At 53.3% G+C, this 15,972-nt stretch carries 13 protein-coding genes; 4 read left to right on the top strand and 9 right to left on the bottom strand.

Going from position 1 to position 15,972, the window contains the following annotated elements:
• Positions 1 to 142 precede the first annotated feature (142 nt).
• Positions 143 to 511 (top strand): Mth938-like domain-containing protein, encoded by a 369-nt coding sequence (locus tag ACG2XO_RS09525; protein WP_410497749.1) that lies wholly within the window; start codon positions 143 to 145, stop codon positions 509 to 511.
• Positions 512 to 821: 310 nt separating this feature from the next.
• Here ACG2XO_RS09525 and ACG2XO_RS09520 read toward each other — a convergent pair whose 3' ends face one another.
• From ACG2XO_RS09520 to ACG2XO_RS09505, 4 genes are all read right to left on the bottom strand, one after another.
• Complete coding sequence (locus tag ACG2XO_RS09520) at positions 822 to 2,651, bottom strand: ABC transporter ATP-binding protein (protein ID WP_410497748.1); 1,830 nt, start codon at positions 2,649 to 2,651, stop codon at positions 822 to 824.
• Between the two features lie 230 nt (positions 2,652 to 2,881).
• Positions 2,882 to 4,909, bottom strand: a complete 2,028-nt coding sequence (locus ACG2XO_RS09515) for a glycoside hydrolase family 19 protein (protein ID WP_410497747.1) — start codon at positions 4,907 to 4,909, stop codon at positions 2,882 to 2,884.
• A gap of 446 nt (positions 4,910 to 5,355) precedes the next feature.
• On the bottom strand, positions 5,356 to 6,045 hold the full coding sequence (locus ACG2XO_RS09510) for a TIGR01621 family pseudouridine synthase (protein WP_410497745.1): 690 nt from the start codon (positions 6,043 to 6,045) through the stop codon (positions 5,356 to 5,358).
• Entirely contained in the window at positions 6,042 to 6,512 is a 471-nt protein-coding gene (locus ACG2XO_RS09505) for a DMT family transporter (RefSeq protein ID WP_410497744.1), read from the bottom strand. The genes ACG2XO_RS09510 and ACG2XO_RS09505 overlap by 4 nt, the downstream gene beginning before the upstream one ends.
• Positions 6,513 to 6,644: 132 nt before the next feature.
• On the opposite strand from ACG2XO_RS09505, the gene ACG2XO_RS09500 reads away from it, so the two are divergent.
• On the top strand, positions 6,645 to 6,968 hold the full coding sequence (locus ACG2XO_RS09500) for a rhodanese-like domain-containing protein (protein WP_410497743.1): 324 nt from the start codon (positions 6,645 to 6,647) through the stop codon (positions 6,966 to 6,968).
• A gap of 66 nt (positions 6,969 to 7,034) precedes the next feature.
• Positions 7,035 to 7,334: an antitoxin Xre/MbcA/ParS toxin-binding domain-containing protein gene (locus ACG2XO_RS09495; protein WP_410497742.1), complete on the top strand. Its 300-nt coding sequence runs from the start codon at positions 7,035 to 7,037 to the stop codon at positions 7,332 to 7,334.
• 108 nt (positions 7,335 to 7,442) lie between these two features.
• Here the strand turns inward: ACG2XO_RS09495 and ACG2XO_RS09490 are convergent, their stop codons facing one another.
• The 3 genes from ACG2XO_RS09490 to ACG2XO_RS09480 form a co-directional block, all read right to left on the bottom strand.
• Positions 7,443 to 7,901: a hypothetical protein gene (locus ACG2XO_RS09490; protein ID WP_410497741.1), complete on the bottom strand. Its 459-nt coding sequence runs from the start codon at positions 7,899 to 7,901 to the stop codon at positions 7,443 to 7,445.
• A 121-nt stretch (positions 7,902 to 8,022) separates the two neighbouring features.
• A complete protein-coding gene (locus ACG2XO_RS09485) occupies positions 8,023 to 10,008 on the bottom strand; it encodes a peptidase U32 family protein (RefSeq protein WP_410497740.1) in 1,986 nt (661 codons plus the stop codon).
• A gap of 679 nt (positions 10,009 to 10,687) precedes the next feature.
• Positions 10,688 to 11,392, bottom strand: coding sequence for a TatD family hydrolase (locus ACG2XO_RS09480; protein ID WP_410497739.1), 705 nt, complete (start codon positions 11,390 to 11,392; stop codon positions 10,688 to 10,690).
• 308 nt (positions 11,393 to 11,700) lie between these two features.
• Between ACG2XO_RS09480 and ACG2XO_RS09475 the strand changes: the two genes are divergently transcribed.
• Positions 11,701 to 12,690, top strand: a complete 990-nt coding sequence (locus tag ACG2XO_RS09475; RefSeq protein ID WP_410497738.1) for a TerC family protein — start codon at positions 11,701 to 11,703, stop codon at positions 12,688 to 12,690.
• 67 nt (positions 12,691 to 12,757) lie between these two features.
• Here the strand turns inward: ACG2XO_RS09475 and ACG2XO_RS09470 are convergent, their stop codons facing one another.
• On the bottom strand, positions 12,758 to 14,641 hold the full coding sequence (locus ACG2XO_RS09470; RefSeq protein ID WP_410497737.1) for a FimV family protein: 1,884 nt from the start codon (positions 14,639 to 14,641) through the stop codon (positions 12,758 to 12,760).
• Positions 14,642 to 14,868: 227 nt separating this feature from the next.
• A complete protein-coding gene (locus ACG2XO_RS09465; protein ID WP_410497735.1) occupies positions 14,869 to 15,918 on the bottom strand; it encodes a DUF475 domain-containing protein in 1,050 nt (349 codons plus the stop codon).
• Positions 15,919 to 15,972 lie beyond the last annotated feature (54 nt).

Here is a 15,972-nt window from a genome sequence, read left to right as displayed (position 1 = left end):
GCCCGCGCAAAGATTTTTCAGGGAAAACCCGTATTCTATCGAAACATTGCCGATTCTGAACAAACAATTGCGTATCAAATCGCACAGCACAGCGCTTTTGCAATGATTTAAAATACGCAAAACCCAAAATGAAGAGCGCATCATGAAATTGCACCAGTCCAAAGTCGATCATCTGAACCAGATCACCGCTTACGATCACGAATCCGTGCACGTCAATCAGGAGCGTTTTGTCGGCAGCCTGCTGGTCTTGCCCGACGCAGTTCACAGCTGGCGGCCAACGAGTTTTAACGATCTGACGGAAGAAGATTTTGCCGCGCTGCTCGACTATCAACCCGAGCTGGTCTTGCTCGGCACCGGATCGACGATCCAGTTTCCGCACCCGAAACTGTACGCGGCACTGTCGAGCAAGTTGATTGGCGTCGACACGATGGGAACCGGCGCGCTATGCCGTACTTTCAATGTGCTGGTCGCCGAGGATAGGCGCGTTTTGGCGCTGGTGCTACACGAATAACAGGGTATATCTCGCCAAGCACTGATAAACATAACGCACAGCAATATACCGCACAACGTATATAGAATGGCAATAATGCCATCCCTGTTGGGTAATAGTTCGCAGCCAAGGCAAGCCTGTGGCCATTATGCTTACGACATCACATCAGCAACAGGAGCATCGCCATGAGAAAGCTGTTCAAACAAATGAGCCAATTTCTGGACGTTTACGTCGCAGCACGATTCCCGACCAAGCGTTAAGCGCAATGTCCGAATCAGAAAAAAAGCCCACTGTTAAAGTGGGCTTTTATCTCTTCGTGAAACCGCGCTCATCAAGCCTCTTCACCCAGAAAGCCGCCGCTCTGATGCGCCCACAGTCGGGCGTAGATGCCATTATGCGCGAGCAGTTCGGCGTGGGTGCCTTGCTCAACAATACGCCCCTGATCAAGCACGATCAGCCTGTCCATCGCCATAATTGTCGATAATCGATGCGCGATGGCGACGACGGTTTTGCCTTCCATCAGCGTATAGAGGCTGGCCTGAATGGCGGCTTCGACTTCGGAGTCGAGCGCGCTGGTCGCTTCGTCGAGCAGCAGAATCGGTGCGTCTTTTAAAATCACGCGGGCAATCGCGATACGCTGGCGCTGGCCGCCCGACAGCTTCACACCGCGCTCGCCGACATGCGCGTCGTAGCCGCTACGCCCTGCCGGATCGCTCAGGCCACTGATGAAATCATGTACTTCGGCGCGCTGCGCAGCGCGGATCATGGCTTCCTCGCTGGCTTCGGGCTGGCCGTACAGAATATTGTCGCGTACCGAGCGATGCAGCAAAGACGTATCCTGCGTGACCATGCCGATCTGATGGCGCAAGCTGTCTTGCGTGACCTGCGCAATGTCTTGCCCGTCGATGCGAATCTGGCCGGATTGAATATCGTAAAACCGCAGTAGCAGATTCACAATCGTCGATTTGCCCGCACCAGAGCGACCAACCAGACCGATTTTCTCGCCGGGTTTGATCGTCAGCTGCAATTGATCAATCACCGCCTGCTGACCCTGACCATAACTGAAACACACCCGATCAAACTCGATCAGCCCTTGCGTCACTTGCAGCGGCTTGGCGTCCGCAGCGTCGAGCACCGTTGACGGTTTGGATAGCGTATTGATGCCATCCTGCACCGTGCCGATGTTTTCAAACAGGCCGGCCATTTCCCACATAATCCAGTGCGACATGCCACTGAGGCGCAGCGCCATCGCGGTCGCGGCAGCCACTGCGCCAACACCCACCTCGCCCTGCGTCCACAAATACAGCACCGCCCCGGCCGTCGAGGCGATCAGCAACATGCTCAGAATATGGTTGGTGATCTCGAACAAGCTCACCAGCCGCATCTGGCCGTGGACGGTGTGCATGAACTCCTTCATTGCCGACTTCACAAAACTCGCTTCGCGCTGCGTATGCGAGAACAGCTTGACCGTGCTGATATTGGTGTACGCGTCGGTAATCCGGCCGGTCATTAATGATCTGGCGTCTGCCTGCGCGCGCGAAACGCGGCTCAGGCGCGGCACAAAATAGATCATCGCAACGATATACAGCGCCAACCAGGCAAAAAATGGCAGCATCAGCCGCAGATCAAAACCGCCAGCCACCGCCGCCATAGTGACAAAGTAAATCGTCACGAAAACCAGAATATCGGTCGTCGTCAGTACAGTATCGCGCACGGCCAGCGCGGTTTGCATCACTTTGGCCGAAATACGCCCGGCAAATTCGTCCTGATAAAAACTCATGCTCTGGCCGAGCATCTGGCGATGAAATTGCCAGCGCAAACGCATCGGAAAATTGCCCGCCAGCGCCTGATGCTTGATCAGCGTTTGCAGCGCAATCAGCAACGGGCTGGCGCATAAAATCCCGAGCAGGAGCAGCAGATTGTGTTTTTCGTTTTGCCACAGCAGGCTCGGTGATGTGAGGCTCAGCCATTCAACCACATTGCCCAGCATACTGTAGAGCAACGCTTCAAACGCCCCGCACAGCGCGGTAAACAGCGCCAGCAGCGCAATATAAAGCCGCATGCCGTGCGTGCAACGCCAGACAAAGCCCAGAAAACTCGTTGGCAACTGTGGCATTTGATCGGGATAAGGCTGAATCAGTTTTTCAAATAATGAAAACATGGCATGGCTATCGTAAAAGGAAGTGAAACTGATTCTAAGCGACAAAGGACAAAGAGCGCGACGGGTAATTACGGCAGGCAAATCCGATCAAAAACAATACCGTGGCACGTATACCCACAGAAACCAATATTGAAAGTACATACAGAGCAATACCCAGATAAAACTCCAAACCACAATGCAAAAAAAAACGGCAGCCTAGGCTGCCGTTTTTTCATCAAATACCGGAGTGATTACTTGGTATTGTCGATCACGATCTGGCCGTTGTATTTGACCTGACCACGGAACATGTAGTCGACACACTGTTTGTACTCGCCAGGCACAGCCAGCGAGAACGGTGTCTGGTAGTTAACCAGCGAACAAGCCCAGCTCACGCCGTTCGGATTGTTGGCGTTGTAACCCCAGTTTTTATCGAGGTAAGTCTTGGTCGCAGCAGCCGAACCATCCGAGAACGGACGCATGTTTTTGCACGACAACAGGCTTTCGTCACCAATCGGCACATTCAACAAGGCGGCATACTGCTTGTACGCAGCAATGCGGTTTTTCGCCTGCTGAACATCAGAACCGCCGCCGCACTCGATACCACCGTTGATGATGTTGATGGTTGCGCCAAAGCCTGGCAACAGACCTTGCGACTGATCGTAGGCGTTCGGCTGCCATGTGCCGTCAACCACCCAAGTCATCGGCGGTTTTGGCGATTGCGGGTAAACCGCGAACCAGACTGCCGACGCGAAGTTCAGCCAGGTATCGGCAACACGACCCGGATTATCGAGCAACACATTCACGTCACCGTACAGCGATTTGCTGAATGGGCCGTAGTTGTAGTTGTACGACAGCTGTTTGGAGCCACGACCGAAGTAGTCAAGGAACTGACCCTGGGCGTTTTGCGCGCATGGATAGAAGATCGAGAAGATCGAGCTGCCCGAACCGCGGAAGCAATCCTGATAAGCACCAACTGCCGAACCTTCGTTGTAACCCATTTCGCGCAGATACCACAGCGCCTGGTTCCAGGTCGGAATTGGCGTGTCCTGCGGCATGGTCGCCAGCACTGGATTGTAGTTATCCGGATAAGCCTTGGCACCGGCCGGAGTCAGTGTCGCCCAGCTTGCACCGGTTTCCTGCGTGAAGTGAGCCAGCGAAGTCGCCAGCAGTTTGCGACAGATCGCGTCGGCATCACGGCCATCGCTGTAGTTGTCGCAGTACGCTGGGAACTTGGCTACGCCGCGCAGCAGGTTGGTGTAGGTGTATTTGACGTGACGAACCGGCAGCAACTGGTCAAACAAGCTCTGTGGCAGGATGCGCTCAACGCGTTTGGCATTGTCCGGATTTGCAGCACGGCCTGGTACAACGGCTTCAACTTCGCTATCAGGCAGGACGCGCAGCGCGGCGCGGATACGAGCCAGCGTCTGGGCATCTGTTCCGACCTGACTAGCCAGCGCATTTTCGGCAGTCGTCATTTGCGCATCGCTAGGATAACCCGCAGGCGCAGCAACAAAGGTGATTTGCGGTTTGTATGCAGCAGCCGGAGCTGGTGTTGCTGTCGCTGCTGGCGTAGCCGTTGGAACTGGAGTCGCAGTCACCACAGGCGTTGCGGTTGGAACCGGCGTCGCAGTTGGCAATGGAGTCGCTGTTGGCACTGCAGTTGGGGTTGGTACTGGCGTCGCTGTCGGTGTTGCGGTTGGCGCTGGCGTTGGGCCACAAGCGCCCATATCCAGCCACGGTTTGCCCGAGCCGGTATTCAGGTTTGGCTGTTCGCCCTGAGTCCACCACTGCGCTTTGTAAGTACGGCCGTTGTAGCTGACGCTCTGGCCGCCGCTATAGGCGGTTGCGCTGTTCCAGGCCGCTGCTGAGCAGCTACCGGCAGGCGTCGCAGTCGGAACGGCAGTTGGTGTTGCTGTTGGTGCAGTGGTCGGCGTTGCAGTTGGCGCTGCCGTCACCACAGGTGTCGCTGTTGGTTTTGGTGTCGCAGTGACAACTGGCGTCGCGGTGGGTGCGCTCGTTGGGCTTGCAGTTACCACAGGTGTCGCAGTCGGTGCCGGAGTCGCACTTGAAGTCGCTTGCAACTCCCAAGGCCCCCATTGCTCGGTGCCAGGCACGTTACCTTGCGTCCACCATTTGGCTTTGTAATCTTTACCGGCATAAGTCACCACTTCGCCGCCGGTGTAAACAGTCGTGCTATTCCAAGCTGGCGCTGCTATGACCTGCATCGAGCAAATCAGAGCAGGAATTGCCGCCAGTGCCCAACGATTCATCTGGAACATAAAATCTCTCCATCCGTAATGCCCGAGCCGACTGGGCAATTATTATTTGAAAGGCGGTCTTAGGGTCTGTTGACGTTTGGTTTACGATCCCGCTGGCGCGGGTTTCGCGGTGAATCAAGGCGTGTCGTGCGACGTATAGCCAGCTATACGAGTACGGAACAACGCAGAGTCGCCGCGAAAACCGCCCAGCCCTGCGGGTTTGGCTGCTTTTGGCCTGACCCTGCGTTACAAACCCCTCGCATAGAATGACTATGCAGCGGGATTTGTGCCTAGTTTCAGGCCAAAATCAGCTCAAACGGGATTCGCAAACCAAACGTCAACAGACCCTAGCCGCCTAGCGATACTAAATGAATCGCCTGAAAGCTGACTAGTACCCCGATCGACTCAAAGTGATCAAGCTCACTCTGAAAATTTACAATTCCTTTCAGTAACTTAGCAAGCAGCTATCAGCTCTTTTCTCCCGGCCACGGCAAAGTCCATGGTTCGCGCAATTGAGCCAGTTGCTGCTGGCAGTCGGCAAAAGCCAGCCCCGTTTCGATGGGTGCAAAATATCGATGGGTATTGCCCTGCAGCTCAAACTGAATGCAATATGCATGCAGATACCCTCTGTCGGACTCCGAACCACCATAACGGACATCACCCAGAATCGGGCTACCCAGACTTTTCATCGCAACACGCAATTGATGCGTTCGCCCACTCAGCGGTTTGAGCAAAAACAGCCGCAATCCATTACCCAGACCAAAGCTGAAAAACTGGGTCACAGCCAGTTGTCCGCCGTCCCTAGTCAGCCTCCAGCTACCATTACGACCTTTTTCCATCCCGCCACGGATCCAGCCCTGCTTTTTGGCCGGTTTTTTGTCGCTCAGTGCGAGGTAGTATTTCTGGATTTGATGTCCGGCAAACAATTCGGAAAAAAACCGCGCAGCCTCAGCGCTACGCGCCAGCAGCAAAACGCCCGAGGTCATTTTATCGAGCCGGTGAACCGTCAGCAGCGAGGCTATCCCGGTCTGGGCGCGCACCAGATCGATCAGGCTGGACTGATTTTCACTCTGGTGAAAATCAAGACCGGCCGGTTTATTGATCACGATGAAATCATCATGCTCGGCAAGCAGGGCAATGGGCTGGATTGCCTTCATTTAGCCTGACCGAACCATTGATGGCCAAAATTGACCAGCAACACGCCAACAATAATCAGTGCAGCACCAAGCAAGCGCGGCCAGCTCACTTCACGCAACGGCAAGCCCAACCAGCCAAAACGGTCAAACAGCAGCGATGCAATCACCTGTCCGCCGATAATCAGCGCCATCATGCTGGCTGCGCCCAGTTTCGGCGCGATCAAGGTCGTGCCAAATACAAACATCGCGCCGAGCACGCCCCCGATCAGCATCCACGGTTCGACTTTACCCAGACTCAGCAGTCCGCCCATTTTCTGTCCGCTGACCATGCACATCAGCAGCAGTGTTAACACGCCAACGCCAAATGACACCAGCGCGGCCAGCAAGGTACTCCCGCCAATCACAGCTTTGAGCTGGTTGTTCACCGCCGCTTGCAAGGGGACAATCAGCCCGATGACCAGCGCAAACAAGGCATAAAAAGATTGCATTGAAATTCTCGGCTCATAAGGGAAGGCCGATTTTACTGCCTATCATCAGTTTTGCCGTAAAAATTACGCGCAAAGGCCAATGAACACGTAGAATATCGGCTATTCACTTTATGATTTTTTGAGTAGCTGCAGATGCAACACATGACCCCCGGCGAGCTGAAAAACTGGCTCGAAGATTCGACGCTCGATGCGCCCATATTGCTTGATGTACGGGAACCTTGGGAGTTTGCGCTGTGTCAGATTGCCGGTAGTCAGAATATTCCGATGGGCAATATTGCGGCCGATCTGGCGCGGCTTGACCCCGATGCCTGCTACGTCGTGATCTGCCATCACGGTGTTCGCAGCTATCAGGTTGCCGGTTTTTTAGAGCGTCAAGGTTTTGAAAAAATGGTGAATCTGGACGGCGGCGTAGCGGCATGGGCAGAGCAGGTTGATCACAACATGGCGAGATACTAAGCCATGTATATGACGCTAGACCATACAGAGCAAGAGACAGCAACACATACCCCCAGGAAGAGCAAAATGCTTCGTATTCCCAAGTTTCTGGCTTTACTCGAAAATGAATTGATTGATGATCCGGATCTGCACGCCGATCTGAGTGCAGTGTTGAAATTCGAGCCTCAATCGCTGATTGGCTGGATTTCATTGATGGATTTTGCCGAGCATAAACTGGGCGATCTGGAAACGCTGGCCAAGTGGATTACCTGCCCGCACCCGGATCTGGATGGCCGGGCTCCTGCGACACTGGTTGGCACCCCCAATGGCATCGAACGCGCCCGGCAATTGTTGGAGCAATACCCGCTACCACCGTGGCGGCAGTAAGAAATCTGCTCGCAGGATTGAGTTGATTATGCCTCTGCCACAACAGAATCCATGGGAGTCCACTCCCACGAATCCGGCCAGTCCTTGCGTAAGCATCATCAGGAAGGGTTAAAGTTTTTTCTCAGCAGAAAAATTTTTGCGTCGGCCTTGTTCGCGGCGTTCTCCGAAATTGGCGCGCATATTGATCGCATGATAGCTCGCCAGCAATTTACGCTGTTCAGGCGAAAATCTCGGGTCGTGAAACGCCGCCATAATCAATTCTTTCTGCACCCAGGCCATCTGACGTGCCAGCACATCACAATTATCTTGCACCGTGCCACGATTCAAATCAGCGACGACGCCCAGACTTTGCAATTTGATCTGGAAAATCACACTGGACGCCAGAAAGTCTTCGCCGGTTTGCGGCGCTTCACCCTGAGCCTGCCGCGCGGCCTGCAGCCGCGAACGCTGGTTTTCCTGCGCAGCAGCATGCGCTTCCTGCGTCAGAAATTGCGTGACCGCATCGAGCTGAGGGTAAGTCGTAGGTACCGACCTGAAGCCCAGATTGCGCTTGATAAATGAAAACATGATGCCCTTATCATTTCATCGAAGGCGCGAATAATGTCACAATCATCTGGTGTAGTCATTAGCAGTGAAATTACATTTTGCTAATATTGTTTTGCTCAGAAAACTGGAGCGTGAACCCTCGTTAGTGGCCGTAGCCTTCAGGCTTGGCTTTGTAAAACTCGATGGTTTGTACATTCGCCGTCGTCGGTGGCGGCGCTTTCAGGATGTGCGGTTTCATTTTGCCAACGACGTGCATCTCGCACGGCTTACAGTCAAATTTGAGCGTATAGCTTTCCGAGCCTGAGCTCAGCGTCATCGGCTCAGCCTTGATCTGGCCTTTAACGCCGATAATGCCCTTGCCCTGTTTCGGGCACAGATTGTAGCTCCAGCGCAGGCAATGCTTGGTAATCATCAGTGGCACTTCGCCCGCCTCTTCGTGCGCTTCGTACGCTGCGGCAATCAGTTTAACGCCATGTTTTTCGTAAAAGCTGCGCGCTTTGGCGTTGTAAACATTGGCAAGGAAGGACAGCGTTTCGCCGGGGTATGCCACTGGCGGTTCAATCGCGGCCTTGCGTTCAGGCCTATACCACACTGTAATCCGTGCCGCTTCAAGCTGTTCGACCGCTTCGCGGCGCAGGCCGTTGAGTAATGACGCCGGAACAAACCAAGGCTGGCTCAAATTCAAAGCCACGTCTTCGGCATAGAACATCGTATTGCCGAGTTTCGCCAGATTGTCGCGCAGCGTGGCCCAAGCTTTATCCGGATTTTGTGCGACTTCGAGTTTGAGTTCGGCTTTCACCGTTGCGCTACAGCCGTCGGCATCGGTGATGGTTAGCGCAAGTCCATTTGGATTTTCATTGAGCGACAGCCACGCGCCGATTTTGCGTTCAGCCGATTTTTTGGTCAGCGCCTGTTCCCACGCGTGATCGCGGTTGCGATGCACTGGCGTGCCGGGCTTGAGGCCAACGAGTTCGCTCATCATTTCGTTCGGGAAAACGCGCCAGATGCCGGCTTCTTTGTTTGCCGTTTCGACCGTATTGGCTTGTACGCCAACGACTTCACGCTTTTTCATAAAGTTCAGACCATCGCCATTGGCCATGCTGTCTGCGCTGTCGGCGATTTCCAGCTCGAAGTATTTGTCAGCCACTTTGGTGACGGTACCCAGCGGCGTACCAACGTATTTGGGTGAATCAAAAGCGCCGATGTCGTCTTTACGACCCGTCGCAAAATAATCGGTGTGGCCGCGATGGAAGGATTTATCGACATCGGGGCGGAAGAAAATTTCGCTGCGGCCGCTGGAAGCTGGCGCAAACTCGCTGCGGTTTTCCATGATTTCGTCAAGCAACAGGCGGTAATGCGCCGTGATGTTTTTGACGTACTGCATGTCTTTGTAGCGGCCTTCGATTTTGAACGAACGCACGCCAGCATCAATCAACGCTTCCAGATTATTGGTCTGATCGTTGTCTTTCATCGACAGCAAATGTTTGTCAAAAGCAACGACGCGACCTTGATGATCGGTCAAGGTGTACGGCAGGCGACAGGCTTGCGAGCAATCGCCGCGGTTGGCGCTACGGCCGGTGTGCGCGTGGCTGATATTGCACTGGCCGGAAAACGCGACGCACAGCGCGCCGTGGATAAAGTATTCAATCGTCGCTGAATCACCGACCACGTCGGCGATCTGGCGGATTTGCGACAAACCCAACTCACGCGCCAGAACGACTTGCGAGAAACCTGCATCAGACAAGAATTTCGCCTTGTCGGCGTTGCGAATATCGCATTGCGTGCTGGCGTGCAGCTGAATCGGTGGAATGTCGAGTTCGAGCACGCCCATATCCTGCACGATCAGCGCGTCAACGCCCGCTTCATACAGCTGGATAATCTGCTGGCGTGCGGGTTCGAGCTCGGTATCGTGCAAAATGGTATTGAGCGTCACAAAGATGCGCGAGTGATAGCGATGCGCGAATTTCACCAGCCCGGCGATGTCTTCAATCGAATTGGCCGCATTATACCGTGCACCAAAACCGGGGCCGCCAATGTAGACCGCATCCGCGCCATGCAGAATGGCTTCACGACCGATTTCGGCGTTTTTGGCAGGGGCAAGCAGTTCGAGTTGGTGCGGCAACAGCATGGAAAAATCCGGCAAGATAAGCTCAAGGCGCAGAAGTATAGCGGAATCAATGGCTTGTGCGGAGTTTGCGGGCAAAAATCAAAAACTTTCACCGCGGAGACGCAAAGATGCAGAGAACGACGTGCAAGCAGAGTTTGGGTTTCCTCTGTGCCTTTGCGTCTTTACGTCAGATTTTTATTTTCACCTGATTAGGCTCTGTTGACGTTTGGTTTGCGAGTCGCGTTTGTGCTGGTTTTGGCCTGAAACAAGGCGCAAAGCCTGATGCATAGTCATTCTATGTGAAGGTTTTGCAACGTAGTGTCAGGCCAAAACCAGCCAAACCCTCCGGGCTGGGCGCTTTTTGTGACGACTCTGCGTTATTGCCTGCTCACATAGAATGACTATGTATCGCAGTCAATGCCTTGATTCGTCACAAAAATCGCGCCAGCGCGACCGTAAACCAAACGTCAACAGAGCCTAGATAGCCACGTCAGCGACCGATTGTTTCGTCATTCCGGCGGAAGCCGGAATCCAGCTGCAATGCTTATTTTAAATTACGCTCTGGGTACCGGCTTTTGCCTTTAGGTACACAGAGTGCGCCGGTACGACGATTTGTTGCTAATCAGGTATTTTCAATGGGTATATGAATATACACCAATCTAACACTAGTCTTCATGGCAATACATAATGGGGTATTAAATCAGAGCAGACCAAGAATGCGGCGGGTGTTGATGCTGGTTTGGCTGGCGATTTCTGAGATTGGCGTCTGGCGCAACTGAGCCAGCACAGCGGCGATTTGTGGTAACTGAGCAGGTTCGTTTCGCTTTGGCGGCGATCCGGCCAGCCAGCTTGGCGCAATATCGGGCGCATCGGTTTCCAGCACGATGGATTCAAGCGGCAAGCTTTGCGCCAAGCGCCGGATTCGTTGCGAGCCGTCGTAAGTCATTGCGCCGCCAAACCCCAAGCAAAATCCAAGTTTGATAAATTCCGCCGCCTGCTGTTCGCTGCCGTTAAAAGCATGCGCGATGCCGCCCTTCACTTTCCATTTGCGCAGGTATTTGAGCACCTGATCCTGGCTGCGGCGGATATGCACAATCACCGGTAAATCGTAATCGCGCGCGATTTTGAGTTGCGATTCGAAAAAATGGATTTGCCGCTCTGTATCGAGTTCAGGAAGATAAAAATCCAGCCCTATTTCTCCAACGGCCAAGGCGGCACCATGCTCCAGTCGTTCGCGCAGCAAGCGTAAGTGTTCGTCTCTGTGATCGGCTTCGTAGATCGGATGCAGACCCAAAGCAATCCAGGCGCCGTAGTTATGCTGCATCAGCGCGGTTTTATCAAATGTTGCAGCGGTAATGGCTGGCACCAGCCATTGCCCTACGCCCTGATCGCGTGAGCGTGCCACGACCCGCTCCCGATCAGCATCGAATTCACTGGCATCGAGATGGCAATGGCTATCAATGAAACTTATTGTATTTTCTGCACTCATAGCGTGAATAATACGCACAGGCGCTTTATAGATAAACCAACACACATTAAAACGTTTTCCCGCGAGGCGCGAAACCGTACGAGCAGTACAGGTAGTACGGCAAGGCGAAGCAACAATGCACTGCGTGCCGGAGCTTGGCGGCTTGCTGCCTTAGCGTAGGCCGTGGCCTCAGGCCAAAATTTTTGCTTAAACACTTAAAAATGCCGCAAGGCAAGGGATAGGATATGGAATTTTTTAGCGCACTCTGGGTTGGTTACCCGCTCTGGGTCTGGCTAATGTTTTTTGGCCTGGTGATCGGTCTGCTGGCTTTCGATCTTGGTGTACTGCACAAGGATCAGCACGAAATCTCCGTGAGCGAAAGCCTGAAACTGTCGGCTTTTTATATCTTCATGGGTCTGTCATTCGGAGCCTGGCTGTGGTGGTACAAGGGTGCGACAGCGGGGATGGAATACATTACCGGTTATCTGATCGAAAAGTCGCTGTCGATGGATAATGTATTCGTGATTGCGCTGATTTTTACCAGCCTGGGCGTGCCGCGCATCTACCAGCATCGCGTTTTATTCTGGGGCATTCTGGGCGTCATTCTGATGCGCGCCGTCATGATTGGCCTGGGTGCTGTACTGGTTGCCCAATACCAAGGGGTACTGGTGCTATTTGGCATCTTCCTGATTTTCACCGGCATCAAAATGCTGATCGCCGACGATGAACACGGCAAAATCGAAGATAATCGATTTTATCAGTGGGTACGCAGACATATGCGTTTCACGCCGACACTGCACAATGAAAAATTCTGGGTGCGCGGCGAAAATCACGGCCTGAGCAAAGGCTGGTGGGCGACGCCGCTATTTCTGACGCTGATTCTGGTTGAGACGGCCGATCTGGTATTTGCGGTGGATAGCATCCCGGCGATTTTTGCGATCACGCAAGATCCGTTTATTGTCTATACCTCGAATATTTTCGCGATCTTGGGTTTACGTGCACTGTATTTTGCACTGGCAGCGATGGTGCATCGTTTCCACTATTTGAAATATGCTTTGTCTATCGTTCTGGTATTTATTGGCGTCAAAGTGGGGCTGGTGTATTTCAACCACGAAGGCCTGATTGATTTCCATATTCCGACGGCGATATCACTGTTCGTGACCTTTGGTTTGCTCCTTGTCGGCGTACTTTACTCTCTATGGAAAACCCGCGGAGAACCTTTTCCGGAACACTAATCTGTAGAAGTTCCTACGTAATTTGATACCCAAACAGCCCGCTGATGCGGGCTGTTTTTTTTCACTGCTAATCCGGCTTTTTGTCATCGTCAAAGCGGATTTCTTTAACGTCAAACTCCAGTTCATCCAGCGGCGAGAGTTCCACCTGATCGTTAAGCACATGGGATGCCGGAATCGTCAGATCAGGCTCGATCTCATCACGCAAAGGGGCCGCCGTTTTATGTGCAGCTCGGGGATGAACCGGGGCTTGAAAAGCCTGCAGCAGATCGACTTCACTGGCCTCGCCCTGCTTGGCTTGATTTGTGGATGTCGACTCGGCTTTCAATCCAAAAGGTCGCCCGGCCTCAGCCAGACCTTGCAACTCGACGTCAATTTCATCAACAACGCGTTCTTGCGGTTTAACTGCCTTGGCAAACAATGGGTGCTCTGGATCGAGTTTATATCCGATACTGCGCACCAGCTCCCAGTCGTCCTCATCAAGCGGCGGCGTCTGCGCGCGGAATTTTTTTGCCAGCTGGACGTAATCACTTTTCATTCCCTGCTGGCGATAAACACGGAATAGCATCAACCAGCGCTCGACGTCCTGCGGATCAGCTTCAATCAATTGTTGCATCATCTCGATAGCTCGCAGCGTATCGCCATGCGCCATATAGTATTGCGCCTGATCAAGGCTGTTGGCTTCAACATCGCGCACTTCAATCCCGGTATTCAATTGCTTCATCAGCGATTGTTCCGTCGCTGGCGATGCTGGTCGAGGTGCATAACTCGTTTTCAATGCACTCAGAACGCTACTGGGAACATGTTCGTCGCTCGATTCTTGGTCGCCATTGCGCCGCCACCACCAGATACCCGCACCCAAACCGAACAAACCGATCACCAGCGGCCATTGCCAGTTGCTTGTTTGAGCCACAGTGCGCTTGACCGAACTCGCGTCCCCTTCTTTCACAACCGGAGCTGGAACCACGGTTACGCTGGCAACAGGGCTCGCCAGTAGCGGAGCACTGGTCACGACAGCGGTCTGCGCTGCACTGGCTACAGTGTTCATTGCCTGGGCATTGAGTGCCATCCGCCGGTCCAGTGCCTCGATCTCCAGTTGCAAGCGTTGCCGCAACTGCCCCAACTCGGCAATTTTGTTTTCCAGTTCCTTAATATAGGCCTCTGGATTGTTCTGGAGTGATGCAGGCGGCGGAGACACAATCTGGCTATCAGCCCCCTCGAGACGCAGCCGACCCTGCTCTTGTCCCGACGATGCCGGAGCGGGGGGAGTGGTTTGCGTTGCGGCCAACTGGGGATGAACCACTTTAGCGGCCGGCTTTTTGGCCACCGGTCGTGGCGGCAGATACACTTCGCTGCCCGCCGGAATTTCGGCGTCAACCAGCTCGGGATTGCTGCGTTTCAAGCGGGTCAGATAGCGGGAATACAAGGGCGAGCTGGCCGGAAAATATCGTCCGGCAATTCGCTCCAGCGTCGTCTCTTGCTGGGTGATCAGGCTGGGGATTTTTTTAGCTGCAGGCGCTGCTTCGGTTAAAAAACTAGTTTTTTTTTGACTCGTGACCGGTGCCTCAATGACCGGAGGCGGATCCAGAAAAACGGTAAATTCCCGGGTCAGGCTGACACCATCGCACTCAATATTGAGCGCAAAGCCCATGATGGGCTCTTCGGCCAGCGAACCGGATGTCACACGTAATATGCCAGAAGATCCATCGCCACGTGGCAAAAGCTGAATGCTCGTTGCACCGATATAAGCCACGTCGCTGCTGACTGGCCGGATCTGGTAGCAATCCTCCAGCAAGCGCTCTTCACCATTGAGACGGAAAGGAATATCCGCTTTAAAACGTTGCCCCAGAAAAGACTTAAGCTGCACCTCACCCAGTGTCATGGCGTGGGCGCCATTGAGTGACAACAGCAAAGCCAGTGGAGCGAGCATAAAAGGAGCGAGGCTTTTTTTCATCGGAGTCAACCTGAATTGGAAATAGACGTAAGTTCAATCAAGCAGCGTCTATTTGTTTTTAGCTGACATATACCAAAAGCCAAACTTAAAGTCGTGTCACAAATAAAATCAGAAAAGACTGATATTTAATCAATAAAAAAAATAGCGGCCAAACAGCCGCTATCTCCTTTACCCGAGCCACAGAACAAAACAAAGGGTATACCACCAAAAGCTTTTATAAATAAAGCCTACAAAGACATACCCCTAACACGATCACGAATAAGCCATGAATGCATCGCAGCAATAATAATCAGTACCGCTGCCACCCCACCGGTAATGGCTTCCGGAATATGAAACCGTGCCGCCAGCAGCATGACCATAGCCAAAGCGCCGATGGCCCAAAATGCGCCATGCTCGAGATATTTAAAAGCATTGAGCGTTTCTTTCTCGACCAGCATCAGCGTAAAGCTACGCACGAACATCGCACCAATACCCAGACCGATTGCAATCAGGAAAATGCTTTTGGTCAGTGCAAATGCACCGAGCACACCGTCAAACGAGAATGAAGCATCCAGAATTTCCAGGTAAATAAACCCGGCCATGCCGGTTTTCGCCGTCGCACCTTCGTCACCGATCAAATCACCCAGTCCATCGACCAAAACAAACACCACCACGCCCCACACGCCGGCATTCAGAAAGCGTAATGCTTCGGCTGTCGGCAAAGCCGCAGACATCAATAGCAAGATCACCAGACTCAAAATGACTGCGGCCATTTCCAGCTTGCCCAGTTTGGCAAGCAGGTGCTCCAGAGGCCCCAACCAATGCGTTTCTTTTTCGTAATCAATAAAGAAATTCAGAAAAACCAGCAGCAAGAACGCACCACCAAATGCCGTCACTTCGATATGCGCCGAGGTCAGAATCGCCGCGTAGCGATCCGGCTCGACAATCGCCAACGACAGCACGTCGTTCACTGGCCAAGCACCGCTATTGAAATAATCAAACAAAGCCACAGGCCCCGGCATCGGCGCCATTCCGGCGATCACCGCGACAATCACCAGCGGAAACACCACGCGCATCCCAAACACCGCGATCAGCATTCCCCACAGCAAGAAGCGTTTGCGCCACTTTTCGTCCCAGCTTTTAAGCACCGAGGCATTAACGACAGCATTATCGAAACTCAAACTGGTCTCGAGCAAAGCCAGATTGAATGCAATCCACAGCCCGCCCCAGCCCGCGAGCAGCCAGGCACCGATCAGACCGAGAATCGTCACCACAAAAGAAGAATAAAAATAGCGCATTGCAGCGTAGATCCCTTGGCAAAATGCCTTTCGAAAAAAAGTGCCGTCATTATG

The organism is Chitinibacter sp. S2-10, assembly GCF_046530675.1.
Taxonomy (GTDB): Bacteria; Pseudomonadota; Gammaproteobacteria; order Burkholderiales; family Chitinibacteraceae; genus Chitinibacter.
The sequence above is the reverse complement of the archived record's forward strand: the minus strand, read 5'-3'. Positions and strand labels throughout refer to the sequence as shown.